Origin of the sequence: Paenibacillus sp. FSL H7-0940, assembly GCF_037979415.1 — a bacterium.
Taxonomy (GTDB): Bacteria; Bacillota; Bacilli; order Paenibacillales; family Paenibacillaceae; genus Paenibacillus; species Paenibacillus amylolyticus.
On record NZ_CP150280.1, the window covers coordinates 5,914,092 to 5,938,693 of the forward strand.

At 43.8% G+C, this 24,602-nt stretch carries 25 protein-coding genes; 15 read left to right on the forward strand and 10 right to left on the reverse strand.

Translation table 11 applies throughout. The features are described 5' to 3' along the window. Positions 1-73 precede the first annotated feature (73 nt). Entirely contained in the window at positions 74-1,453 is a 1,380-nt protein-coding gene (locus tag MHB71_RS26085) for an HlyD family efflux transporter periplasmic adaptor subunit (RefSeq protein ID WP_340028063.1), read from the reverse strand. Continuing rightward, the gene (locus MHB71_RS26090) at positions 1,450-3,684 is read right to left on the reverse strand and encodes a peptidase domain-containing ABC transporter (protein WP_340028064.1); all 2,235 of its coding nucleotides are present in this window, start codon (positions 3,682-3,684) and stop codon (positions 1,450-1,452) included. Before MHB71_RS26090 ends, MHB71_RS26085 begins: the two co-directional genes overlap by 4 nt. Positions 3,685-3,913: 229 nt before the next feature. Here MHB71_RS26090 and MHB71_RS26095 point away from each other — a divergent pair, with 229 nt between their 5' ends. The 4 genes from MHB71_RS26095 to MHB71_RS26110 all read left to right on the forward strand — a co-directional run bounded on the left by MHB71_RS26095 (position 3,914) and on the right by MHB71_RS26110 (position 4,912). Continuing rightward, on the forward strand, positions 3,914-4,099 hold the full coding sequence (locus MHB71_RS26095; RefSeq protein WP_340028065.1) for a hypothetical protein: 186 nt from the start codon (positions 3,914-3,916) through the stop codon (positions 4,097-4,099). 19 nt (positions 4,100-4,118) lie between these two features. After that, positions 4,119-4,328, forward strand: coding sequence for a hypothetical protein (locus MHB71_RS26100; protein ID WP_340028066.1), 210 nt, complete (start codon positions 4,119-4,121; stop codon positions 4,326-4,328). A 161-nt stretch (positions 4,329-4,489) separates the two neighbouring features. Next, a complete protein-coding gene (locus MHB71_RS26105) occupies positions 4,490-4,657 on the forward strand; it encodes a class IIb bacteriocin, lactobin A/cerein 7B family (protein ID WP_340028067.1) in 168 nt (55 codons plus the stop codon). A gap of 78 nt (positions 4,658-4,735) precedes the next feature. Beyond that, complete coding sequence (locus MHB71_RS26110; protein ID WP_340028068.1) at positions 4,736-4,912, forward strand: hypothetical protein; 177 nt, start codon at positions 4,736-4,738, stop codon at positions 4,910-4,912. Positions 4,913-5,511: 599 nt separating this feature from the next. On the opposite strand, the gene MHB71_RS26115 is transcribed toward MHB71_RS26110, so the two are convergent. Beyond that, complete coding sequence (locus MHB71_RS26115) at positions 5,512-6,324, reverse strand: LuxR C-terminal-related transcriptional regulator (protein ID WP_340028069.1); 813 nt, start codon at positions 6,322-6,324, stop codon at positions 5,512-5,514. A gap of 285 nt (positions 6,325-6,609) precedes the next feature. Here MHB71_RS26115 and MHB71_RS26120 point away from each other — a divergent pair, with 285 nt between their 5' ends. Next, positions 6,610-8,067, forward strand: coding sequence for a carboxylesterase/lipase family protein (locus MHB71_RS26120; protein ID WP_340028070.1), 1,458 nt, complete (start codon positions 6,610-6,612; stop codon positions 8,065-8,067). 160 nt (positions 8,068-8,227) lie between these two features. Here the strand turns inward: MHB71_RS26120 and MHB71_RS26125 are convergent, their stop codons facing one another. Next, complete coding sequence (locus MHB71_RS26125) at positions 8,228-9,379, reverse strand: VanZ family protein (RefSeq protein WP_338589374.1); 1,152 nt, start codon at positions 9,377-9,379, stop codon at positions 8,228-8,230. A 235-nt stretch (positions 9,380-9,614) separates the two neighbouring features. On the opposite strand from MHB71_RS26125, the gene MHB71_RS26130 reads away from it, so the two are divergent. The 4 genes from MHB71_RS26130 (at position 9,615) to MHB71_RS26145 (ending at position 12,662) form a co-directional block, all read left to right on the forward strand. After that, on the forward strand, positions 9,615-9,956 hold the full coding sequence (locus MHB71_RS26130) for a zinc ribbon domain-containing protein YjdM (protein ID WP_017691576.1): 342 nt from the start codon (positions 9,615-9,617) through the stop codon (positions 9,954-9,956). 148 nt (positions 9,957-10,104) lie between these two features. Beyond that, on the forward strand, positions 10,105-10,917 hold the full coding sequence (locus tag MHB71_RS26135; RefSeq protein WP_340028071.1) for a class I SAM-dependent methyltransferase: 813 nt from the start codon (positions 10,105-10,107) through the stop codon (positions 10,915-10,917). A gap of 112 nt (positions 10,918-11,029) precedes the next feature. Beyond that, entirely contained in the window at positions 11,030-11,284 is a 255-nt protein-coding gene (locus tag MHB71_RS26140) for a hypothetical protein (protein ID WP_340028072.1), read from the forward strand. 316 nt (positions 11,285-11,600) lie between these two features. After that, positions 11,601-12,662: an LLM class flavin-dependent oxidoreductase gene (locus MHB71_RS26145; protein WP_076251982.1), complete on the forward strand. Its 1,062-nt coding sequence runs from the start codon at positions 11,601-11,603 to the stop codon at positions 12,660-12,662. Positions 12,663-12,794: 132 nt separating this feature from the next. Here the strand turns inward: MHB71_RS26145 and MHB71_RS26150 are convergent, their stop codons facing one another. Further along, entirely contained in the window at positions 12,795-13,454 is a 660-nt protein-coding gene (locus MHB71_RS26150) for a TetR/AcrR family transcriptional regulator (protein WP_076320383.1), read from the reverse strand. 249 nt (positions 13,455-13,703) lie between these two features. On the opposite strand from MHB71_RS26150, the gene MHB71_RS26155 reads away from it, so the two are divergent. Further along, positions 13,704-14,519: an SDR family oxidoreductase gene (locus MHB71_RS26155; RefSeq protein WP_340028073.1), complete on the forward strand. Its 816-nt coding sequence runs from the start codon at positions 13,704-13,706 to the stop codon at positions 14,517-14,519. A 22-nt stretch (positions 14,520-14,541) separates the two neighbouring features. On the opposite strand, the gene MHB71_RS26160 is transcribed toward MHB71_RS26155, so the two are convergent. Together MHB71_RS26160 and MHB71_RS26165 are read right to left on the reverse strand one after the other, a co-directional pair. After that, the gene (locus MHB71_RS26160; RefSeq protein ID WP_340028074.1) at positions 14,542-15,849 is read right to left on the reverse strand and encodes a VWA domain-containing protein; all 1,308 of its coding nucleotides are present in this window, start codon (positions 15,847-15,849) and stop codon (positions 14,542-14,544) included. A gap of 104 nt (positions 15,850-15,953) precedes the next feature. Further along, entirely contained in the window at positions 15,954-16,418 is a 465-nt protein-coding gene (locus tag MHB71_RS26165; protein ID WP_340018761.1) for a DUF4385 domain-containing protein, read from the reverse strand. Between the two features lie 96 nt (positions 16,419-16,514). Here MHB71_RS26165 and MHB71_RS26170 point away from each other — a divergent pair, with 96 nt between their 5' ends. From MHB71_RS26170 to MHB71_RS26190, 5 genes are all read left to right on the forward strand, one after another. After that, positions 16,515-16,982, forward strand: coding sequence for a DUF1877 family protein (locus tag MHB71_RS26170; RefSeq protein WP_340018760.1), 468 nt, complete (start codon positions 16,515-16,517; stop codon positions 16,980-16,982). 136 nt (positions 16,983-17,118) lie between these two features. Then, positions 17,119-17,247 carry a hypothetical protein gene (locus MHB71_RS26175; RefSeq protein ID WP_268745229.1) on the forward strand — a complete coding sequence of 43 codons (129 nt, stop codon included), beginning with the start codon at positions 17,119-17,121 and terminating at the stop codon, positions 17,245-17,247. Between the two features lie 208 nt (positions 17,248-17,455). Further along, the gene (locus tag MHB71_RS26180) at positions 17,456-18,964 is read left to right on the forward strand and encodes a copper amine oxidase N-terminal domain-containing protein (RefSeq protein WP_340018759.1); all 1,509 of its coding nucleotides are present in this window, start codon (positions 17,456-17,458) and stop codon (positions 18,962-18,964) included. A 244-nt stretch (positions 18,965-19,208) separates the two neighbouring features. Continuing rightward, positions 19,209-20,672 (forward strand): GNAT family N-acetyltransferase, encoded by a 1,464-nt coding sequence (locus MHB71_RS26185; RefSeq protein WP_340028075.1) that lies wholly within the window; start codon positions 19,209-19,211, stop codon positions 20,670-20,672. Between the two features lie 143 nt (positions 20,673-20,815). Then, the gene (locus MHB71_RS26190; RefSeq protein ID WP_100526734.1) at positions 20,816-21,601 is read left to right on the forward strand and encodes a glucose 1-dehydrogenase; all 786 of its coding nucleotides are present in this window, start codon (positions 20,816-20,818) and stop codon (positions 21,599-21,601) included. A gap of 131 nt (positions 21,602-21,732) precedes the next feature. On the opposite strand, the gene MHB71_RS26195 is transcribed toward MHB71_RS26190, so the two are convergent. From MHB71_RS26195 to MHB71_RS26205, 3 genes are read right to left on the reverse strand one after another with little or no spacing between them, the layout of a single operon-like run. Next, positions 21,733-22,191, reverse strand: a complete 459-nt coding sequence (locus MHB71_RS26195; protein ID WP_235193849.1) for a GNAT family N-acetyltransferase — start codon at positions 22,189-22,191, stop codon at positions 21,733-21,735. Beyond that, complete coding sequence (locus MHB71_RS26200; RefSeq protein WP_340028076.1) at positions 22,188-23,108, reverse strand: D-alanine--D-alanine ligase; 921 nt, start codon at positions 23,106-23,108, stop codon at positions 22,188-22,190. Before MHB71_RS26200 ends, MHB71_RS26195 begins: the two co-directional genes overlap by 4 nt. Before the next feature lie 12 nt (positions 23,109-23,120). After that, positions 23,121-24,572 carry a PLP-dependent aminotransferase family protein gene (locus MHB71_RS26205; RefSeq protein WP_340028077.1) on the reverse strand — a complete coding sequence of 484 codons (1,452 nt, stop codon included), beginning with the start codon at positions 24,570-24,572 and terminating at the stop codon, positions 23,121-23,123. Between the last annotated feature and the right edge of the window lie 30 nt (positions 24,573-24,602).

Consider the following 24,602-nt stretch of genomic DNA (forward strand, 5'->3'; position numbering starts at 1 on the left):
TAAGTAAATAAGACTATCGAGATATTCTCGATAGTCCCGATGAGTCGCTCAGAAGGGCGACTCTTTTATTAAGTTATTTAGTCCAGAAATCCATTTTCTCTAAGAGCCATTGTAGTGCTGACTTCTGCTCCGTTATAATATGAGCTTCCGTTTGCATACCTGATTTGATCTGTTCCTGCTGACCAAGGGCATCTTTTAGTTGTATTGATTCAAGAGAGGCCTCCACCACGTAATAAGTAGAACCATCTTGAGGGTTTACTAAAGCATCGCTACTAATGAAATCTATTTTGCCAAAGACAGAACCGTACTCTTCTAAGGGAAAGGCGGCAAAATGAAAACGCACAGGATCTCCTTCATGTATTCTTCCAATATCTTGGTGATTCATAGCAATTTGAATGGAATAGATCGTATTATTTACGGGAACGACATCCATGACTTGCAATCCTTCCTGGATAAGCTGTCCTTCACCTACTTCGTTTATGGTATTGATAACTCCTGAGGTAGGTGCTGTGGCCGTATAATTATCCAAATTGGAACGAATTGTATTAATTTGGCTATGGAGTTCCTTTTTCTGTTTTCGTAACTCATCAATGCTATCCTGCAACTGAACGTACAAGTCAGATTCTTGTTTTTTCAGCGTTTGTTTTTGTTTCAGTGCATCTTCTAACTCGGACTGTATTGTGTATCTAAATTCACTTTGATTAGTTTCCATTTGTAGCTTGTTCGTTTTTAGCTTTTCTGTAGCCGCAGTAGTGGTGAGTTCATCACCGTTAAAGATCGCTCGTTTGTACTCTTCCTGAATTTGTGTTTCAGCCAATGTATTCTGAGATACCTTTAGGCTATAGTTCTCATATCGTTCATATTCCACGGAACCAGAGTTTAAATAATTTCTTCCGTAATTAAGACTTTTGAGCAGGAGCCGTTTATTTGCAATGGTTTTATCCGTCTCAATCTGATCAGCAATCGTTTTGGAAATATCCAATTCTAACTTGTTTTGTACTGGATTATCATTGCCCAGTAGAGCGCTTGCTGTCTTGTTTGACGTCATTGTATCATTACCTGACGAAAGTGCTGTAGAGAGTTGTTCAAGTCCAGCTAATCTCTGCTCTGTTTCCTTATAACCATTTTGCAAACGAGTTTTATCGCTTTTAAGAGTTCCTGTCTGAATAGAAAATAGCTTATCACCAGCCTGAACTCGTTGTCCCTGTTGTACATATATTTTTGAAATACTTCCTGTAGCCTTATTAACAATTTTGGATATCTTCTCGTTAGGTTTCACTACTCCGGGAGCTTTAACAACTACATCAATCTGAGCTTTCCAGCTCCAGATAAAAGCAATGACTAATATTAACGTAAGTAATATAAGAAACCAGCTAATAAATGCAGGTGATTTCTTTTCTAGCATTTCTCTGCTATCTATCAACTCTTCAGGATTCAGAAGTTTAAGACTCATACCATCGCCCCCGTGTGTTCCAACTTAGGCAGAGTACTACTCTCTTTTTGTCTAGTTTCTGTATCTATTCCGGGTAACTGATCTTTCCAAAGCTCATAATATCTCCCTCGCTGTTGTAACAATTGATCATGTGTTCCAGCTTCTACTACTGTACCTTTGTCCATTACAAAGATACGATCACAACGCATAACCGTACTCAAGCGGTGAGCAATAATGATCATCGTCATATCATCTAGGCTATGTATCGTATCTGATACGGCTTTTTCCGTGGTGGTATCCAGATTACTAGTTGCTTCATCCAAAATTAGAATGTCAGGCTTGGTAAGTAACGCACGCGCCAAAGCCAGTCGCTGACGCTGTCCTCCTGACAAATTGGATGCGTTCTCCTCAAGATTTGTCTGATAACGCATGGGCAATTGATTAATAAAATCATGAGCACTTGCTTGCTTAGTTGCCTCAATAATTTCATCCATTTCAATCTCCGATGTAGCTCCCATAGAAAGGTTATCTCTAATCGTACCGCTGAAGAAAAACGTTTGTTGTGGGATATAACTTATTTTCTGTCGAAGCGAATCGACAGATATGTCTTTTATATTATTTTCAGAAATCAACAGTTCTCCCTTTTCCGCCTCATAAAAGCGAAGTAATAGTTTAACTAGGGTTGTCTTACCAGAACCGCTCTCTCCTACTAGCGCAACCTTTTCTCCTCTGTCAATATGTAGAGATACACCATTCAGGATGGATTGTCTTGTTCCATAACGGAAATGTACGTCTCGGAAGTCAATGGATCCCTTCAGTGATGATGGTTTAATATTGCTTTCATCTGACTCTTTTTTTTCAGGTTCCAAATCCATAATTTCAGTTAACCGATCTGCTGCAACAACAGCCGTTTGTAGTGAAGATTGTAGGTTGATCAGATTTAAAATAGGGTTTATAAAGTATGCAAGCAAAGCATTGAACGTAATCAGTTGTCCCATCGTTAATTGTCCCTTTAAGACTTCGTTAGCTCCAATCCAAAGGATAACAATCCCGCCGACGCCTTGAAGAGTTCCTTTTAAAGTAGCCTGAAGATTGTTAGAGTACCCAAACCTGAAAAGAGTACGTAGTAATTTTATGAATTTCTTTTCAGTTTCCAAATTGGCTTCTCTTTCAGCTTGATAAGCTTTAAGGGTCTCAATGCCATTGACTGATTCTACAATATATGAAGTAAGCATTGCGTTCTGTTCCATCTGTTCCCGATTTTGTCTCTCAAATGTGCGATGAAATCCCCAAACAATTGTCGCGTATAGTGGTATCATAATTGCCGTTATGCCAAAGAGGAAGGAGTTCTGAGTATATAAGATGATCCCGCCTGCTATAACCATCAGAGAATCAATCATTATGGTTAGAGCAGCACTTGATATTGCGTCTCTAACCTTGGATGCGTCCAGAAGTCGTGAGATGATCTCGCCTGTTTTACGGGTCTCGAAAAAGGAGAGAGGCAATCTCAGAACATGGTAGTAATATCCAAGAATTAAAGAGATATCGAGCTTCTGGCTTAAATACAATAGTAAGTGACTTCTAAAAGCATTTAATAATGTCTGCAATAATGTTAGAACAATGACACCAATTGAAATCCATTGCAAGGTCTGCTCTAACCTATAAGGGACAATGGAATCAAGTAAGAACTTGAAGTAAAATGCCCCCAGTATTCCTAGGGCCGTATATAACAATGACGCAAAAAAGATCCCCAGCAACATGCGTTTCTGTGGGAGTAATAGGGTGAAGAATCGTGATAAAGCACCTTGTGTTTCATCTTTCTTCTGAAATTGCGCGGTTGGAACCATAAAAATAAGGATGCCAGTCCAAATTTTAAAAAACTCTTCAGGACTATACTTTACAATTCCTTTTGCTGGGTCAGCTATAATTACTTTTTTCTTCGTGATTTTATGTATAACTACATAATGGAGTAGCTTCTGATCGATAACTACATGGGCGATACAAGGAAGTGGGAATTCACTGAAGAAAGCTTCTGGGTTTCCTTTGACTCCTTTTGCGGAGAATCCCATTTGTTCTGCTGCTTTTATTAGACCCAATGCACTGGTTCCTTGTTTGTCTGTACCAGCAATATCCCGTATTTGAGTAAGTGGAATCTTTAAACCATGATGCCGCGATATTGTGGCTAAACATGCTGCACCACAGTCTTTTAGGTCATATTGTTTTTGAATAATGTATTTTTTGAATAAAGCCATACGTTCCTCCTTTAGGAAATTGATTAGATTATATTTTTAATATAGATATGATTTTCAAAGTGAATACACATAATAGTACAAATGTAAGAGATACTATATATCTAATATTGGATATATGACTATAAAATTATTTATTGTACATTATTTTTAATCCGTATCACTAAAATTTGGAAACAGAAATAGAAACAAGAGATGTTATATTGCAAGCAATTACCAAGGAGGGTAATCTATGGAATTCAAAGAACTCAACGATAGGGATCTTGAATACACAAATGGAGGAAATATTTTTTACCGTATCGGAGAATCGATTGCTAATGTGTATGAAGGAGCTGTTAAGGGCTTAGTTTCAGTAGCAGAAACTTCTTATAATGCGGGCCATAAATTCGGATCTTATATTGAATCGCATTTAAAATAAACATAAAGGAGGTGATAAAATGGAAGTGAAAGGATTTAAAAACTTGACTGAAGACTACCTGAATGAAACTAATGGGGGTGGTTGGTTGGATGGTGTTGCAGAATCAATTGGAAAGGCTATTCCTGCCATGGTTGAAGGTACAGTCAAAGGTTTTAACAGTTTGGTTGTAACCAGTTGGAAAGCCGGAAATGATTTTGGTAACTACCTCGAAAGTCAGTTCAAAAAGTAATTATTAAAACTATATAAGTTGAACTTAAGGTTATTTACATAGAGTAGGATGACAGACGGGATTCTTAATTTCCTAAACGCTGCACATTTTCAGGTATTTCCTGTTCTTTCCGCTAAGTGTAGATGATAGTTTAACTTATATAGATACAAGGAGAGTTCAGAATGGAGCATAATACTCAATTTCAAGCTATGAATGAAGAAGAACTTTTAGAAACCGATGGAGGCATACTCCCAGTAATTATTGGAGCAGTCAAAGTTTTGGGTGTTGTCGCGGGAGGAACTGCTGTTGTAAGTTTCGGCTTCGGAGTTTGGGACGCATTTAGAGATTAATCATCACAATAAAATTCGGTGAAATTTTAATATCATTTCACCGAATTTTATTGTTTTTTGTGAAGGGAGGACTTTTCCTTGAGTAAAATAAATTGGGATTTATATGGTAAATGGCTATTGCCGGTGATTATACCAGTGTTAGCAATCATTATCTTTAATACTTTTAATTTTTTTATAAAAAGCACTGTTACTCTTGCAGAAGAATCCTATGGCTTAGGATATAAATTAGGTAATTTCCTGGATAAATTTTTTTAATGCAGTTCAAGAATTAAAACTTACAATTAAAGGCTGTGACAGGGACCTAAACTGTTATAGCCTTTAATTGTAGTTTAATTTTTATTGTTTTAAAACTAAATCCTTTATTCCAGGGATGATACTTCATATGAGTTGAAATGCATTAGTTGCACTAATGTAAGTTCACAAGAACAAAGTACTAAGGAGAAAAAATGAAAAAAAGAAGTTATTACGGAGTTTTTCTATTGTTAATCCCACTTATTAATCTTATATATGTTTTTTTAAAAGAGAAGAAGTTGGCTATTTTTTCTTTAATTGTACTCTTGTTTATAATTTCATTTATTCTTGTAGAGTTTCTAAAGCTCAGAAAATCAAGAAAATAATCAGTAAATCGTAATTCTGGATTCTTTTGAACCAAGTCTATTGTTTAACTAGGAACAAGTACTCCTTATTAAAACAAGAGAATTGTAAAGTGTTCTCCCGCAATAGGGAGTTGGTGTTTCTCAAAGACGGGATAAAAAAGAAACCTGCTTAACTGATAACCAGAAGCAGGTTTTTGAATTATAATTTTTATTCAATTAAAATATATTCCTAGATTCCTTGGAAGAAAAAAGTCTTTTTTAAGCTTGATAGAACTTTTGTATAAAACCTCCACGATCATTAGCACTACATTTCATATAGATTTTCTTCACAAAATTCCTAACTGTTCCCTCAGTAATCCCCAATTTCTCGCTTATATATAGTGCTCCTTTATTCTGTAGCCACAATGTAGCAACTTCACATTCTCTATTGGTAAATCCGTATGTATTGAACAAAGCTTGTACTCGATTATGATCATTCAAATTCTTTTCTAGTTCGAATTCAATATAAGAGACAATGGAGGAGACTAGAGCAAATATACTATCGTAAACAAATGGCGTTGAACGAGAGAAGTTCAGAAAGGCTATCGATTTCCCTTGAACTTTAATTGGGCAGCATAGACATAGCCATTCTTTAAAAGGAACCAGTTGATGTTCGTCACCTTTAAGGAATATATTTTCTTCAGTTTCTAAAGCAATAGAAATTGCATTAACCCCTGCTGATTTCATTGCCATTGAACTTCCTAAGTTAACGACTAAAGGTCTAAGTCCACTATGGAGAGAATTTTCTCCAATAATATCCAGGACAATTCCTTCTGAATCCGCTAGAAAAAAGAGATGTGAATAAAAAAGTTGTCCCTGTAACATACCAATTTTAAATTTAAAAAGGTCTAATATTTTTCTATTTAGGTATAGTCTCTCTTTCAATTCAATATGAGAAATTTGCATTTTAAGTTCAGTAGCTACATTTGCTTTATAGTCTGCTTGCCAATCGAGCCATTGTTTTGGAGAGTAAGAAGACTTTGAGCTCCAATTTTGTGGAATTACTAGAGGGGAATCTTTAATTAAATTCATATTTCTCATCCTTAATCAGTAGTTAGTAAACTATAACTATATGGTGAAATTTCCTTTGAGTCAAATTACCTACTAATTAGTAATTTTTTGGGCACAAATATAATATCTAGAGACAGGTTAAGTTCCATAAATAATTATATAAAGTTCCACGTGAAACGTAGCAGGGGAGGCTAGAGTTGGGTAAAGTTGTAAATAGGTATGACTACAAACTATACTCAAATAAGTACACATGATATGCACGTACTCGTTAATTTAACCTATTTACGGAGAGGAAGTAGAAGTGGCATGAGAGAACTTCAGGTTCAAACGACATATGGTACCGTTCAAGGCGAACTTTTGCACGATGCAAGCGTATGGAAAGGCATTCCCTATGCGAAACCTCCGGTAGGCGAGCTGCGTTTCAAGGCTCCGGTACAGCCCGAGTCATGGGATGGAATCAGACAGGCCAATCAATTTGGACCTGAGAATATACAACCACGAAATCATCAACCAGAAGGCCAGACAGAAATTCCGAATGAGTCAGAAGATAGTTTATATCTGAACATCTGGGCACCTAAGGAAAAAGGAGCAACACCACTGCCGGTCATGGTATGGATTCACGGTGGTTCCTTTGTAACAGGTTCAGGTAGCCAGCCGATGTATGATGGTACACAGTTAGCGGTTCGGGGGGACGTCATCGTTGTGACGATCAACTACCGATTAGGACCTTTGGGATTCCTGCATATGGCTCCATTAGGTGATTCATATGTATCCAATGCAGGTCTGCTGGATCAGGTTGCGGCATTACAGTGGGTGAAGGATAATATCTCTGCTTTTGGTGGTAACCCGGATCAAGTTACGGTGTTCGGCGAATCAGCAGGCAGCATGAGTATTGCAGCACTGATGGCGATGCCATCGGCCAAAGGACTCTTCCGACGTGCCATTATGGAGAGTGGTGCTTCCCAGTTCATGCCGGCAGAGCAAGCTTCAGCGTTGCGGGAAGGGATGTTAAAGATTCTTGGGGTGGACGGGGACAACCTGCAGAAGTTAAATACAATTCCTGTAGAGCAGATTATTGCAGCCGGTGAAACGGTCAAACAGCAGAGCGGGGCAGGTATGGCATTATTCTTCCAACCTGTATTGGATGGGCAGACACTACCACAGGTGCCACTTCAGGCAGTGAGCGAAGGCTCAGCGCAGGATATTCCGGTGCTGATTGGTACGACATTACACGAGGGTGCACTGTTTATCCAGCCACATGTACCTTTTTCAAAAGAAATCGATATGGTTCAGGGCGTAGACTTTATGACGCCAGATCTGGAGAACCGGGTAGCCATCGCGGATAGTTATCCAAAAACGGCAGATGGACAAGCCCAAGTCATGACCGATATGTTCTTCTGGCGGTCAGCGCTGCAATATGCTGCGGCACAGCAGAAGTATGCCCCGGTGTGGATGTATCGATTTGATTGGGTGATGCCGGAACATCCCTTGTTAAAAAGAGCGATTCACAGCATCGAAATGTTCTTTGTGTTTAATACACTGCATGTCCTCAAATTCATGAATGCAGAGCCGGATGAAGCTGCGGCGGCGCTTGCCCTCAAGGTACAGGATGCCTGGATTTCCTTTGCTAAGAATGGTCAACCTGAAGTTGCAGGTGTGAACTGGCCTGAATATGAGCAGGATCGTGCAACATTAATCTTCAACCATGAGATTGAGGTCGTACATGATCCGGATGCAGCCAAGCGAGAGCTGTTAGGGTTATAATCCAGGCTGATTATTTGAATGGATACTCTGAATAACTGCTATGCGCCCGATCAAAAGAGGACGTTCATCTCATAATGAACGTCCTCTTTTTGTAATCCGGCTGAATAATAAGCAGAACGTAAGCACTGAAGAGGTACATTGTGCCGTTATACTCCAAACATTATTTACGAGAGGCACGTGTGCGGGACACCTCATCGAAGTAGAAGGAACGTTTTCCACGGGAGAAGAGCACGATCAAGACATGAACAAAGAGCACGGCGTAGACTAACATATAGATGCCGAATGTCCCCAAGGAGATCCACATTTGATAAGGCTGAAGCATAACATCCTGATGACCTGAAAAAGCATAATCGTTGACCAAGCGAATGATCGTAACGAGCAGCCATGGAACATAGAGTGCGGCAAATCTTTTGAATAACGATTCACTGGTGGGTGTGCCGGTCTGACGATTCACATAGCGGAATCGCAAGATGGCCGAGCCTGGAGTTACCCCATTTCGCACCCAAGGTATGAAGAACAGTACAATGACCATAGCAATGGATGTACTTAGGGCATCACTGATCACATCAGACGCTGTGAAGATCGATATTAGATTCGAAAGGAAGACAACAATGATTCCATCAATAATTAACGCGAGCAATTGAGGCATAGTATACACTCGGTTTTGCTCCACGATCTGTTCACTCTTCGCCTGAATGCTTGCACGTGATGGGAATAAAGCAAGCAGGATGGGCGCTGTGAAAAATCCAATGACTGCTCCCGAAGTATTCAATAACAGATCATCTACATCGAAGAGGCGGTAAGGACAATTATAATACCCGTAGAAGCCGGTGATTTGAGTGATCTCGAAGAATAAGGAAAGCCCGAATCCGCCAAGCAGGGCGTACTTCCAGAATGATCTCTTTTGAAAAAAATAACGAATATATACACCCAGCGGCATAAGAAGCAGGACGTTAAATAGAACTTGCAGAAAGGCTCTGCCCTGAATCATGCTGAGATAGCTGGAAGGCTGGGTCCATACAATGGGTGTTTCCTTCATGATGTCTTTGACAAAAGTGAATGGAACCAGATTGTAGTAGATCGTGTCAGCGGCTTGCTGCGCACAGGTATCTCGCGTAGTCGGAAACGGGAGAATGACGAGGCAATAGGCGGCCAGAATATAAAAGATAAACGAAAAGCTGATACCAAACCGTGACCAGCTGAAGAAACCGTCTTTACGATAACCATAGATCAACCACGGCACCAGCAAGAACATGGCCGCAACAACAAAGATCAAAAAAGCTGTTTGCACAGGGAAAACATATGAGGACATGAGTAGGAACTCCTTTGGTATTAAATATAATAACATTCATAGAGACATTAAAATTCATGTATGTGTAGTGCGTATCTATTAGTTACATCATAAGTAGTTACCCTTAAAGTGAGGGATGCATGAACCTTAAATTTGGTTTAAATCCATCCATGCAGTGACCAAGCGTATGGAATATACCGTCGAAATCCCGTATACTTGCGGGAATGCCAATCGTAGAATGGAGAGTTTAATACATATGTCTAATTTGCCTAACTGCCCCAAATGTAATTCAGAGTACACGTACGAGGATGGTAACCTGTTGGTTTGCCCGGAGTGTGCGCATGAATGGTCTTTGGAAGCAGACAATGATAACGCAGAGGATGCAAAAGTAATCCGCGATGCCAACGGAAATGTGCTGAGTGATGGCGATACCGTTACCGTCATTAAAGATCTGAAGGTAAAAGGTAGCTCGCTTGTAGTTAAACAGGGCACGAAGGTGAAGAATATCCGCCTGATTGATGGGGATCATGATATTGATTGCAAGATCGACAGCTTGGGTGCAATGAAGTTGAAGTCTGAGTTTGTGAAAAAGATATAAGATCGAGAAACGTTCAGTTCCGCATTCAATGGGAATTGAACGTTTTTTGTTTGACAGGAAATATTTAGTGGATATATACTGGTTGGAATTTAATTTTTTTGAACATGGATGAGTAGTCTACATATAAGAAAAGGCAGGTGTCAGAGCGATGAAGAGAGATCACATTATTGAATATTATTCTGGGTTTGATGAGTGGGGTAGACTGGAGCGGGAACCAATTGAATTCATCATTAACATGCATTACATCAGGGAACATCTCCCCGCTACTGGTTGTATTCTGGATAATGGCGCAGGGCCAGGAAAGTATGCCATGGAGCTTGCGAAGCTGGGGTACAAGGTCACTTTATCGGATCTGACACCTTCCTCCGTGGATACTGCGCGGCAAAAGGCTCAGGAGTTTGGTTTGACACAGCAATTCGATGGATTCCATGTTCTCGATGCGACTTCGCTCTCCGGTATGGCTGACGAGACGTACGATGCGTCCCTCATGCTGGGGCCGTTATACCATCTGCAGACAGACGAAGAGCGCACGGCTGCTGTACGGGAGCTGTACCGTGTGACCAAGCGAGGGGGCGTGGTGTTTGTAGCCATGCAAAGCCGAATGCGCATGAGTATCAATTCGCTGCAATCCCCGCAGCACTGGAAACCGAATGATAACATGGCAGCAATCCATTCTTTTGTGGAAAAGGGTATATTCAATCATCAGGATCAAGGACGATTTACGGGAGCATACTATTTTAATATTCAGGACGTTACACCCTTCATGGAGCAACATGGATTTGAAACCGTTGATTTGATTGGTTCATCCAGTCTTAGAGCGATGCTCACGGACGAGCAGCAGCAATACTGGAAAGAGCGTGGCGAGTATGATGAACTCATGCAATATATGATTGAAGCTGCCAAAGACCCTTCCATATTGGGAATCTCGTCTCATTTGCTGTACATCGGGAGGAAGAAATAATAATAGACTTACAGGCAATGCTCTAAAAATCTATGTATTTTAGAATTTCAGCCCGTGGAATACTGTTTCCACATGATATAATATCTCTATCTAATGGTCTGGAGGTGTCACTATGCAATGGAAGGAAGTTCAGGAGCGATTCCCTAACGAGTGGGTCGTTTTTGAGGCAACCAAGGCGCATTCTAGAGAAGGCCAGCGTTATATTGAAGAGATGGCAGTGATTGATTCATTTGATGATTCTACAAAGGCACTAAAACGTTATGGTGAATTGCATCAGGAAGATCCCAGACGGGAATACTGCTTTTTTCACACTTCACGTCCAGAAGTTGTGGCAAGAGAACGATATGTTGGCATGAGAGGTCTCTGATGTAACTTTCAGATGGAACAACGATTAATGAATTTCAAGTTGAAATAGGAAATATGGATTATGGTTTGGAGATTGACGGAATTCTGGGATTTAATTTTATGAAACAGACCGGTGTTGTAATTAATGCCAACCTGATGGAACTAAGTACAGATAAGCTGTAATCTATAGAAAATAAACATAAATGTGCCCTCTGGAAACAGGGGGTACTTGTGTTTTTCATCAAAATAGTTCAATATTAAGATACATAACAAAAGGTGATCTACTTACAATAGGTTAGATGAACAACGGATCGCTTCATACCAGGGAGGAACAGACAATGGAAATCGGAATTAGTACATTTGTGGAGACAAACCCGGATGTAAAAACAGGAGAACTTATCAGTCATGCGCAGCGTATTCGGGATGTTGTTGAAGAGATTGTTTTGGCAGATCAGGTTGGTTTGGATGTATACGGCGTGGGAGAACATCATCGTGCTGACTATGCGGCTTCATCACCAGCTGTCATTCTGGCGGCGGCAGCTTCACAGACAAAGAACATACGCCTGACGAGTGCGGTAACGGTGCTGTCATCGCATGATCCGGTACGGGTATATCAAGATTTCGCGACACTGGACGGCATTTCGAACGGACGTGCAGAGATTATGGCAGGGCGGGGATCATTTATCGAATCGTTCCCACTGTTTGGCTATGATCTGAACGACTACGATGAGTTATTCGACGAGAAACTGGATTTGCTGCTCAAGCTGCGTGATTCTGAAAAAGTAACCTGGGAAGGCAAACATCGCCCTTCCTTTAACAATCTGGGCGTCTACCCGCGCCCTGTACAGGAAAAGCTTCCGGTATGGATTGGCAGTGGTGGTAATCAGGAATCGGTAGTTCGTGCAGGACTGCTCGGTTTGCCACTGGTGCTTGCCATTATCGGTGGTCGTCCGGTGCAATTCGCACCACTGGTGGAGCTGTACAAAAAAGCAGCTGCACATGCGGGACATGATGCTTCCAAGCTGACTGTTGCTTCTCACTCTCACGGCTTCATTGCCGATACAACAGACGAAGCCGTGGAGAAGTTCTTCCCGCCAGCGCAAGCAGTCATGAACATACTGGGTCGTGAACGTGGATGGGGACACTACAGCCGTGCGACATTTGATGCGGCGCGTAGCCTGGAAGGTGCATTGTATGTAGGTGATGTGGATACCGTAGCTCAGAAAATTATTTACCTGCGCAAAGAAGTTGGGATTACACGCTTCATGTTACACACCCCCCTCGGCACAATGCCGCACAACGAGGTCATGAGAGCGATCGAACTGCTTGGTAAAGAAGTCGCTCCAATCGTGCGTAAAGAAATTGCACGTTGGGAAGCTGAGAACGAAGAGGCACGTTAATCGACTGAAACCGTTACGGAACTAGATAAAGTCAACCAAATAAAGGAGCATGCCCTAGGCGTATTACGCCAATGGGGCTGCTCCTTTTTCGTTTATCTTCTGAAAGTATCTAAAACAGCACAGATGTAATGCTTATCCATTCGCAGATGTACTCACAAGGGAGTGTATAACCATCGACAACGTATGATCATAGAGGGTTTTGGCAGCTTCTTCGCTCTCAATATGGCCTCCCAAATACAGATGAATAACACCGTGTAAGGGAGCCCAGATCATCCGAACCGCAAGCAGGGGATCTTGCACCTGAAGCATTCCCTGTTCAATCGCTACCTCAACCAAGGCAGACACTTGTTTCAGTGCAGTTGCTGTTCCCTGTAAGGTCTCTCCATCTGGTTTGAATTCGGAAAAAGATCCTCCAAACATCAGCTGATAGAAGCTGGATTGAGAAATGCCGAAGTCCCAGTAGACGTGGGCCAGATCACGGAAATATTGTTCGAACGATGCCTGCTGGGGCATAGCTTCAAAACGCTGGGCCATGAGGGAGCATCCCTCTAGATACAGATGTTTGGCTAACCCTTCTTTTTTGCCGAAGAGATTATATATGATTTTGGTGGAGCACTCCATGCGTTCAGCTACACGGCGTACCGTGACGGCTTCTGGTCCATGCTCTTGCAGTAAAGCAGCAGCAGCATGCACAATATTTTGCCGCAGATTATCCGAGTGCTGCAGTCTGGCTTCCTGAAAGGTTGTTACCGTATGTGCAGATTCCGTGGAACCCGAATTAAGATCCTTCATTGATTTCATCCTCGTAACCGTATTGTTGTTGAACAGAAACTACGTTTCCTTTTCTTAAGGTCATTCTACTGTTTTACGCCGGATGACGTCAATTTAATCCGAATTTAGTAAGTAAGAACCACGTTCTAGATTCAAATTTAACAAATGTATTTGACAGCGTCATGGGTTTTGGTTACGATGATTCCATACAGAAACAGTGTTTCCTAATGAAAACGAGTGTTTAAATTATACACAGAGGATGGATGAGAGATGATAAAGGAACAGCATCAATGGGTACTTATTACAGGTGCTTCTTCAGGTATTGGGGAAATTTTTGCCCTCGAAATGGCTTCCAAGGGTAAAAATATTGTGCTGGTGGCCAGAACAGAATCCAAACTGAATCAATTGGCAGAACGTATAGAACGTACATATCAAGTAAGGGCTGAGGTAATCGTATCGGATCTTTCCGAAGTAGAGGCACCTCAGAACGTATATGAGGAATGTCAGAATCGGGGAATACACATCGATATGCTGATTAACAATGCGGGATTTGCTACCCATGGATTATTTGAACAGGTGGATGGTTCCCGGCAGCAGGAGGAAATTATGTTGAACGTGCTCGCCTTGACAAACATGACGCATCTTTTCTTGCCAGGCATGTTACAGAAGAAAAATGGTGCTGTCATTAATGTCTCTTCGACGGCTGCCTTTCAACCTGATCCGTATATGGCTGTGTATGGAGCAACGAAGGCATTTGTACTTTCTTTTACAGAGGCATTATACGAAGAAAACAGGAAGCGTGGCGTTCAGTTTTTGGCACTATGCCCAGGTTCAACCGAGACTTCGTTCTTTGATGTAGTGGGTGCTGATGAAGCCTCGGTGGGTAAACGTGATACCCCTGAGCATGTCGTGGCGGTAGCCATGAGTGCACTCGAGTCAGGCAAACCTTATGCTGTGCCGGGGGCCGGTAATTACTGGACAGCGCAGTTCACCCGCCTCGTGCCACGCAAGTTGATGTTGCGAATCGTAGGAAGTATGCTCCGTCCACGTTCCAAGGATGGTAAAGCAGAAAAAGTACAAGCCTGATTAGGGGTATAGGGTATAAGCTTTAGGCCAAAATGCCTTTGGCCCGAGCTTCCTTTATCCAACCTGGAAATTCAGTGAGGAGACGATCGTACAATTCTTCATCGCTGATCTTGGAGATATCGTCGAGAGCAAAAAAGTCAGCATTATCGATGAAACGTCCAGTCATGTCATCGAGTTTCACAAGGATACCGTAATTGGCTTGTCCCAGGCCAACAAATTGCCAGAACAGGTTTTTGGTTGAACTTTCGGTAATAAGCCGGATGATTTTCCCTTTTTGACTGACTCCACCATCGCTAAAAAAGATAATATACGTTGGAATCTTCACATCGGGTTCCTCGATCGTGTATTTGCGAATGACATCCTGCATCACAGGGGGTTCGTTATTGGTACCGCCTTTGCTTCCCAGCGTATATGTGCGTTCAATATAATTCTCGAAATCCCTGGCGGTGACGCTAGGTGCACGCAAGAAGTCTTTGGCGAAGAACCAGACGTCCAACTCCCCGTTATCATCAAACGCTGATGCAATTGCCAGGATACGCTCGAAGGCTTCTTGCACGATGCCTTTGCGATACAGATGGTACATGGAGCCTGACGCATCAAATACGACAGCAACACGTGCCTGTATAGGTTCGATCTTTTTCTTTTGCAGAGACAGGGTTACTTTACGCTTGAGGAGATCGATCTTGGTCAGGTTAAGCGGCGGCTGATTCGTATTTGGTGCGGCAACAGGTGCCAAGACTTCTGGAGAGGCCGCTGCTACTTCAGCTTGTGCCGTGAGAAGAACTTGTTCGGCTTCCGAGGTGTCGTTACTCTCAATCTCAACACCGAATGACTCTGCCAGCGGCTGCAATCCACCAAAGAAACCTCGTCCAATCGCACGAACTTTGAACCCGTCACGATACTTATAGATTTCAATAAAAATAAGAGCTGTTTCCGCAGTGACCTGCTTGATCTCATAGGTGATCTGCTGGGAACCAGCTTGTACAATCGCCTGACATGCCTGAACATCGGCGAAAGTCCCTCCCGCATCCAGAGTAGCCGTAAACACACATTTTTCCACAGGGGCCTGCCGTAATTGATTGGTATCCAGTACAAAAGACGATTTCAGTTCCTCTGCCTGTTGCAAATGCACACTTTGATGGGGATCGGCCGTCTGATTATAAAATACAAAATAGTCGTCAGATGGGACCTTTCCCTCTTCGTTCACCATAAAGCAGCTAACATCCAAGGGAGAAGGAGATGATGTACATTGAATGGTTACCTGAAGTTGGGTGGATTCGTTGATACTGATATTCTGGCCTGTGTTTAAGTGGATGAACGAATCTGTCATAATCGGATGCGCCTCTCTTCTCCAATATAATGGTTGAAAATGTACAGTAACAAGATCGATTCTGAGACAAATGTTTCCATAAGTCAATCTTTTCACCGTTGATCCTACGCCTCATCAGACTCGTACTTTTCCCGATGCTCCTTCTTCATCTTCACATAGTCTGGATCCGTCTTCGCAATCTCCCATTGTGCTTTGAATATAGCCGCGGCTTCTGCCTTCACCTTATCATTCTGATAGGGCAGAATCGAGCCATCCTTCTTCGAGTATTTGCGTCCTCCTTTGTGATTTGTATACCGTCTGGCCCGTGTATAACCCATCTGGAGAAATTTGCGTGCCATATCCATACCCACGAAATCTCCCTTTTTCTTATAGTCCAAAAATAGCTCATAGATCTTCTCCGATGACTCTGTCGCAATCTCGGGTGTTTTGAACCGCCAGTGTGGCAGAATCTCGCCTTTGTACGGCTCTACCATCAGAACACCCTGCTCGCCCCGGCCTACGGTGTACAGCTCAGGATGTTTGCGCAGATCCAACTCATCATAATTGAGACTGTAATCAAATTTTTTCATGTATACACCCTCCTTGATAGGGATTACCCCGATTCTGAACCAACAAGCACGGTTAATGGGGAACAATAGAAGGAATTACACAGGAGGGGTAGCGGTATGGGAATGTCCGGCAGATATCTTGTGGTAACTGAGGAGCTGGTTGAATCCATCAAGTCAGGTGAGGTTAGTGTGCATGATTGTGCAGTGGATCTGGATATCGATAAAACATGGCAAATGCTGCAGTTCACGCTGAACGGTAACTTGGTAGAAGGGGAGCCGCCCCTGGGATATGTTGTGCCTCTCGCAGGTGAGCAATACGTGGGAAACTATTCGGATATGGATCTGTTTTTGCTTAGTAACGAGCAGGTGCTGGAAGCCTACATGGCACTGGAACAGCTCACACCGGAAGAATTAAAGGAGCGGTATAGCCTTGACCATATGATCGCTGAAGGCGTCTATCCTGTCATGGAAGATTGGGACGCGGAAGAGACATTTCAGGAGATCGTTCAGACTGCGGATGATGTCCAGGCCTTGTTTCAGGCCACGGCTGCAAGTGGGAACGGGATCATCTTTTATGTTTTCTAAATGAGCACTAAAATTATGATGGGGATTCTATGGCCGACACTGAGGCAGGTTTGAACTACGCCTATTCGGGTTATTGATAGACACAAGGCTCAGGCCTTGATGACATGACAATCCGGTAGAAGAGAGGGAATGCGATATGACACAGGATCAGAACGAAGAGAACAAAGCGATTCAAGAGGACGAGCCGGATCAATTCGAGACTCCCGCAACTGCGGAAGATGAAGAAACGGATGAGAAACTTGCAGAAGATCAGGAGAAAGAATAACTCCCAGCATTGCACAATGAAGCAGGATGTTTTATCGAAACATACGATATGCTGAAATATAGATAGACCAGAGGTCGGACATGTTCCGGCCTTTTGGTTTATTTTTTTGCGTATCCGTTTACAAGAATTACCTATACCTTCATAATGGAAATGAACCATATTTTTCTAAGGAGGAGTTCATATTACGAATCGGAAGTTAGTCCAATGGATGGCAGTGCCACTAGTACTTTTAATGGTTGTTCTTACAGGATGTCAGGCTGTGGGTGGAGTAGACGTTGGCAAAGCAATGGCCAATGGCGCGAGTATCAAGTCCGGTGAATCCAGACAATCCATGAATATAAACATAGAACCGGCTAAGGAATTTGCTACAGAAAAAGACCTTGAAATGATCGAACTTATTAACTCCATATCCCTGGATATTGATCAAGCCAAAATGAAAGATGCGAAGACAGCATCGATCAAAGGTACATTGAGCATGGAGGGAACGAAGTTACCTTTCCACGTGTCCATGAATGAGTCCCAATTGGTCATTGATCTGGACGGAGCCCAGAAACCGCTGTACATGTCTCTGGATACGTTCCAGGATGCACAGGCGCTTCCAATGGTAGATACGAAGGCTCTGGAGAAACAACTCGAGGAAATTTCCCCGAAACTGTTCTCTTTTGTCCTGAAGCATCTGTCCAATCCGAAGAACATCTCCGTAACACCGGTACAGGAATCCGTGAATGGCGAAGCACTTAGCCTCTCCAAGCTGCATCTGGAAGTTAGTGGTGAAGAGATGCTTGCCATGGTTAAACCATTCCTGACGAGTATTTCGAAGGATGAGCAAGGACTGAAAGATCTGATTGGCGATCTGTACGATGTGTTCTACCCTGTACTGGAAGCAGTGAATGAGGTAGAAGGTGGGGGAGACGACACGCTGAATTCGATCGTTCCTGAATCGAAAGATGAAGCCGTTGCGTCACTATATGCCATCATCAAAGTAGGACTGGACAGTATGCTGGTCAATTATGATCAGGAGCTGAACAACCTGTTGAATGAGACCCCTGAATTCAAAACGGTCTTTGGCACAGAAACCAAACTGAAATTGGACTTCTATCTCGACAGCAAGCTGGATATTCGCAAGCAAAACTTTGAACTGAAAGTAGCGCTGCCTGCTTCTGAGGATCTGCCGGTGAACTCTGTGACGGTAAGTGGAGACAGTGAACAGTGGAATATCGGTGGCACAGTTGCAGTTGATGAAGTGGATGTATCGGGCGGCGTTATGGATCTGATGAAGGATGATATTACGCCTGGACAGATGCTGCGCAATTTTGATTCCAATTCACTGGCTTACCAATTGCTGAAAGAGGAAGCTGGAATCACGAGTAAAAGTGTAGTGCTCTTCCCGGATGATGAATACGCTGGGGCGATCACCGTTAAGAATACAACATTTGTTCCGCTTCGCTACGTGTCTGAAGAACTGGATGCTGAAGTGAAATGGACCAAAGGCTCAAACCAAATCGTTGTCATTGACGACATCACTGGTGATGAGATTGTCCTGACCGTAGGTTCCAAGAAGGCAACCGTTGCTGGTAAAGAAGTGACTATGGTGGAATCCGCTTATGTAGGCAAAGACGGCAAGACGTATGTGCCGCTGCGCTTTATGGCTGAATCCCTTGGAGCTACTGTAGATAAGGAACAAGAAACAGGCTGGATTTACATTGACCGTCCTTAAGTGAGACGTTATAAGTAATCCTTAGTATGAGAGGGGATTTCAGAGTATGCCAGATTTCTCGTAATGATCGTGAAAAGAACACCGCAAAAATTCCGTTAGACCATGAACGGGATACGTGTGTCCTTTTGACCCATTACGAGGAGCTTCGGCGTTTCTGAAATGATGAAACGGATCGGGGAGTGCCTCTATTGGAGGTGCTCCTCTTTGTCGTTTCATCCTAAATAAATCCCCAGAGGTGTTGTATATGAAAAGTCAATTATTCATCCATTCAAACTCCGTTACGTTGCGTCCATTTACGCTTGAAGATCAGGCTGCCCTGTATGCATTAACCCAACAACCTGAAATCACAGATGTCCTGCCAGATTGGAAGATGACCGAGGAGCAGTTGCGCGAATTCTTACAATTTGTCGTTGGCAGTTACGAACAGTTTAACCCGGAAGATGTACGCATCCTGCTTGCCGTTGTACACAATAAAGATCAGCGTATCATTGGTTGGTGTGGCGTATTTCCAAATGAACTGCTGGATCGTGATGACCGTGAAGTGGCCTATTCCATCTCCCGGGATTACCGGAATAAAGGATATATTTCAGAGGCGGTGCATGCCCTAACAGCATATTTATTTGAGCATACCTTGCTGGATCAAATTGTGGGCATTGTGAAGCCCTTCAATCAGCCGTCACGCAAAGTTCTGGAGCATGCGGGTTTTCGTTATATCTCTCGCAGAATGCTTATGGACAAGGAGTGCTACGATTATTTTGAACTGCTCAAAGTAAAGACCGAACCAGTGCAACCGAAGCAGATAAATTCTGAAATTCGCTTACGACGAGCACAGCAGGAAGATGCTGTTGTACTTACAGAGATTTGCACTCGTGCTTTTGATCATGTCATAAAAGTCTGGGCGGATAATGAGAAGGATATCGATAGCAATCTATGCCCGCCTGATTATTCGTCAGTTCGCATGCATCGTTACGTGATCCGTGAATGGGATTATTATGTTGTAGAATCAGATGGATGCGCTATTGGCGGAGTGAGTGTTAACGTGCTTGGACGAAAATATGCCAGGATCGATAAGATCTATATTGACCCGGTATGCCAGGGCCGTGGCGTTGGAACTCAAGTCATGAGGCTTATTGAGGCTGAATTTCCGCAGATTGAAACCTGGAAGCTGGAGACCTCAGGTCGGCAACTGGATAATCATCATTTTTACGAAAAAATGGGATATGTTTGTATCTATGCATCTGAGGATGAGTTTGTATATGAGAAGAACATGTCCGTTGATTCTTTTGATCCAACATGTGATGAGACATTAGCCAAGGACTCGGGTGAGTCGGTGGTTGAATATGTTCAAGCTAATCTGGACTCAGTCCGTTACAGCACCAGTAATCTGACCAATAGTCGGATTACCGACTGCAACCTGAGTGGAAGCAAATTTACCAATTTAAATATGACCAATATAATGCTAGCTGATTTACGCCTAACTGATAGCAAGATTGAATTTTGTGCTTTGGATGGCGTTCAATTCCAGGACACACATCTTGGATCTGACCGTGTACCCATGCAGTGGGCGCATTGTGATCTTGGGGGAAGTCGTTTTATCGATTGCGATTTATCTGGAGTACAGTTGGAACAGTGTCAAGTGAACGGGATGAAGATCAACGGAGTAGAAGTAAGGGAATTACTTGCAGCCTATGAGGCTATGAAGTCCTGAGGACGAATGGCAGGGCCAGTACGGAAGCATACTAATCCGGTTGAGATGATGGCTGTAACTGTTCCCCGTTAGATTAGAGCAAATGAAGAAATGGGTATTTACGTATGGAGGATGTCAAAACAGCAAAGGGAGGTCTATGGATTATGACTGAACGATTTGCGGGTAAAGTGGTACTGATTACAGGCGGTGGCTCCGGTCTTGGACGATCAGTTGCTGTGGAAGTTGCACGTGAAGGGGCGAAGCTTGCCCTAGTGGATGTGAACATGAAGGCGCTGGAAGAGACCAAGCGTGTGATCTCGGAAGAGGTACAGCATGCCGAGTTTCTGTTAATCGAAGGTGACGTATCGGACGAAGAAGCTGTGAAGAAGTATGTTAGTGATACGGTCAATGAATTTGGGCGTATCGATGCATTTTTCAACAATGCAGGCATTGAAGGCAAGCAAAACCTGATCGAGAACTACGAGACGGAGATGTTCAATAAAGTTATCGATATCAATCTGAAGGGTGTATTTTTCGGGTTGAAGCACGTTCTACCTGTAATGAAAAAACAGGGCGAAGGCTACATCGTGAACGCGTCCTCTGTTGGAGGGATTCGTGCCGTGCCAAACCTGGTTGCCTACGGAGCGAGCAAACATGCCGTAGCCGGCATGACCAAAGATGCAGCGATTGAATACGCCGAGCATGGGATCAGCGTTAATGCAATTGCACCCGGAGCCATTCTGACAGATATGGTTATCGGCTCGTTCAAACAGATCAATCCGAATGACTGGGAGTCAGCATCCAAAGAGTTCGTGAAGGACAACCCGGCGAAGCGCTTGGGTGAACCGAAGGAAGTAGGGCGTCTCGTTGCCTTCCTGCTGTCCGGTGAAGCACCATTTATCAATGGAGCCATTATTCCGATTGATGGTGCGCAGTCAGCCAAATATTGATCCCATAATCATCAACAGCACATCAATGCGACATAGATATATACTGAAGAACGCCCTTTTTCGCCAATGTGCGGATTGGGGCGTTCTTTTTTTGGTTGATATTCATGGGGGCGTATCCCGTATCCCGCAGTTTAAGTGTGCTGTAGAATCTGCGGCTTTTTGCTAAACCCGGTACTCCCGGCTGTAAAGCCCATCTGACGATAGAATTCATGTGCAGCTTCACGTTCTGGGCGATTGCCACTGTTCAGAGACAAGGAATCCACGTTATGCGTGGCTGCCCATTGTTCGGCTTCAAGAATGAGCTGACGGCCGATGCCTGAGCCCCTGAACTGGTCGTGTACAACCAATGCCAAGATGCGGCAGTGTCTTCCGTTTTTTTCATACATATAAGAAGTCTGTAATCCGATCAGTCCAACTACGCGGCCTCGTGCTTCAGCAACGAGTGTAGTAAAGTTTGCGTCCGCAGAGATATGGGTATAGCGCTCTTCCATCTCGGCGTACGTGGTGGGATAACCAAGTTGGTCCATCAGAATGACCATATCTTGCAGATCGGTAGTGGAGCTATGTCTAATCGTCACATCCAGGCTCATAATGTTGTATCCTCCTTGGGTCTTTCCTTCAACGAAAGTTCAATAATGGTATCCAGCAGCTCTGCAAAAGAAATGCCTGCAGCAGCTGCACTTTTGGGCAACAGACTGTTACGGGTAAGACCCGGCAGCGTGTTCACTTCAAGCACATACGGCATGCCCTTCCGAATCATCATATCCACGCGAGCGTAGACGCTACATTTGAGCACCTGATAACAGGCCAAGGCCGCAGCTTCGACGCGATGGTGAAGGTCCATAGGTAATTGCACAACCTGCTCATCGGCCCCGTGGTCATCATATTTGGAGGCATAATCGAAAAACTCGGCGCTCGAACGAATGGAGATCACCGGCAGCATCTTACCATCCAGAATGGCACAGGTAATCTCCTCACCTTCGATATACTGTTCAATCATGACCGTATCATCCCAGGCGAGGGCAGCCTCTACAGCAGTTGGCAGGGCGGAAGCTTCCTTCACCACTTGGGTACCGATGCTGGAACCGCCTGAATTGGGTTTGACCACCACGGGGTACGTTAATTGTTGAACAGCAATAGAGGACAGTTCCTCCATATGGCTCACTCGCAGCCATTCTCCAGTAAGTACACCTGCATGCTGCATGAGCTGTTTGGACATGTCTTTATCCATACATACACTACTTGCCAGCACACCACAGCCTGTGTAGGGAATACCCAGAGATTCTAATGTGCCTTGGACCGTACCGTCTTCGCCATATTTGCCATGCAGGGCAAGCAGTGCCACATCGATCCCCGCTGACTTGTCGATTAGATCGCGCTTGGTATTCAGCTCGATGGGTACAACCTCGTATTTGTCTTTATTCAGGTTTGCCATCATCTCCTGTCCGGTGAGCAGGGAAATATCCCGCTCTGAAGATGTACCGCCCATAATCACGCCAACTTTCATGTGAAATCCTCCTTATCTCATTTGAGCTGCTGTCTCGCCAATGATGCGAATGCCTTTACGTATATTCTCATCGCTGACTCTGGAGAAACCCAGACGCATCGTGTTTACACCCTGACCGGGTTCCAGATAAAAGGTATCCCCTGGTGTGAACGTTACACCTTTCACTTTACAGGCTTCCAGCAGTTCACGGGTTCTGTATTCGGACGGGAACTGCACGAACAGATGCAGACCACCCGCACCGGAAATTCGGCACATTGGCAGATACTGTTTCAGGCAACGCACAACCAATTCATATTTTCGCTTATATTCGGTGCGAGCTCGCTTCAAATATTTCTCGAAATTACCGTTGCTCAGATATTGATACAATAACGATTGGTCCAGCGTGGAGGTATGGATGCTGCGTGCCCGTTTCATACTCTCCAGATAATCAATCAGCGCCGCATCCGCAATAATCCAACCCACCCGCAGACCTGGGAACAGGACTTTGGAGAAGCTGCCCAGATACACCAGTCCATTGCCTTTGCCCATGCTGGCGATCAGGGGAGAGACATGCGAACCGGAATATCGCAATTCTTCGTTAAAACCGTCTTCAATAATCGGTACCTGATACTTGTTCATCAACCGGATGATCTCTACCCGTTTCGCAGGGGACGTCACAATCCCGGTTGGATTGTGATAGGATGGCACGAGATACGCCAGATCATATGGACTTGCCTCAAGTTCATGTTCCAGTTGCTTCAAGTCCAGGCCATCCGGCTCCATGTTCACACCGGTCAGTTGAAACTGGTGCAATTTTAGATTTTTAATCGCCGTGTGATGCGTTGGATTCTCGCATAGCGCTTTTCCGCTTTTTTTGCGCAACGCTCCAAGCACCAGATCGAAACCTTCCGTGAATCCGTTGGTGATCAGGATGTCCTTGCCACGGAGGTCGACACCTTTGTTCTCCATATAACGTAGTAAATAATTCATCAGCGGTCTGTATCCTTGTGCATATCCGTAATTCAGTAGTACTTCGCCTTCAAGTGACATGCGATCCAGAAAAGCCCGCTTCACGTTGTGCAGATCAAACAGCTTCTCATCCGGCGCTATGCTGGTAAACGATATCTCACCGCGCTCTGCTCCGGAGCCATGCTTCATCAGATCGTACTGCTCTGCCTGAATTGCATACTCGCTTACCTCTGTCGTCCAGTCCAGTTCCCAGTTCGCTGCTGCCTCAGGTGTTTCGATGGAGGCACTGACGTAATTGCCCTTGCCTTTGACTGCATAGATCAGTCCCTCATCTTCAAGCTCGGCATAAGCGAGCAGGACCGTGCTGCGACTAACCTTCATGAGTGTACTGAGTTCACGGGTCGAGGGCAGCTTTTGTTTGGCTTGCAGGCCGCCTTTGAGCATCAATCGCTTCATATAATCTTTGACTTGTATATATACAGGGCGGTCCTCCGTCAGTTGCAGATCGGAATACATCCCATCACTCCCTCTACTGGTATCTTGCCA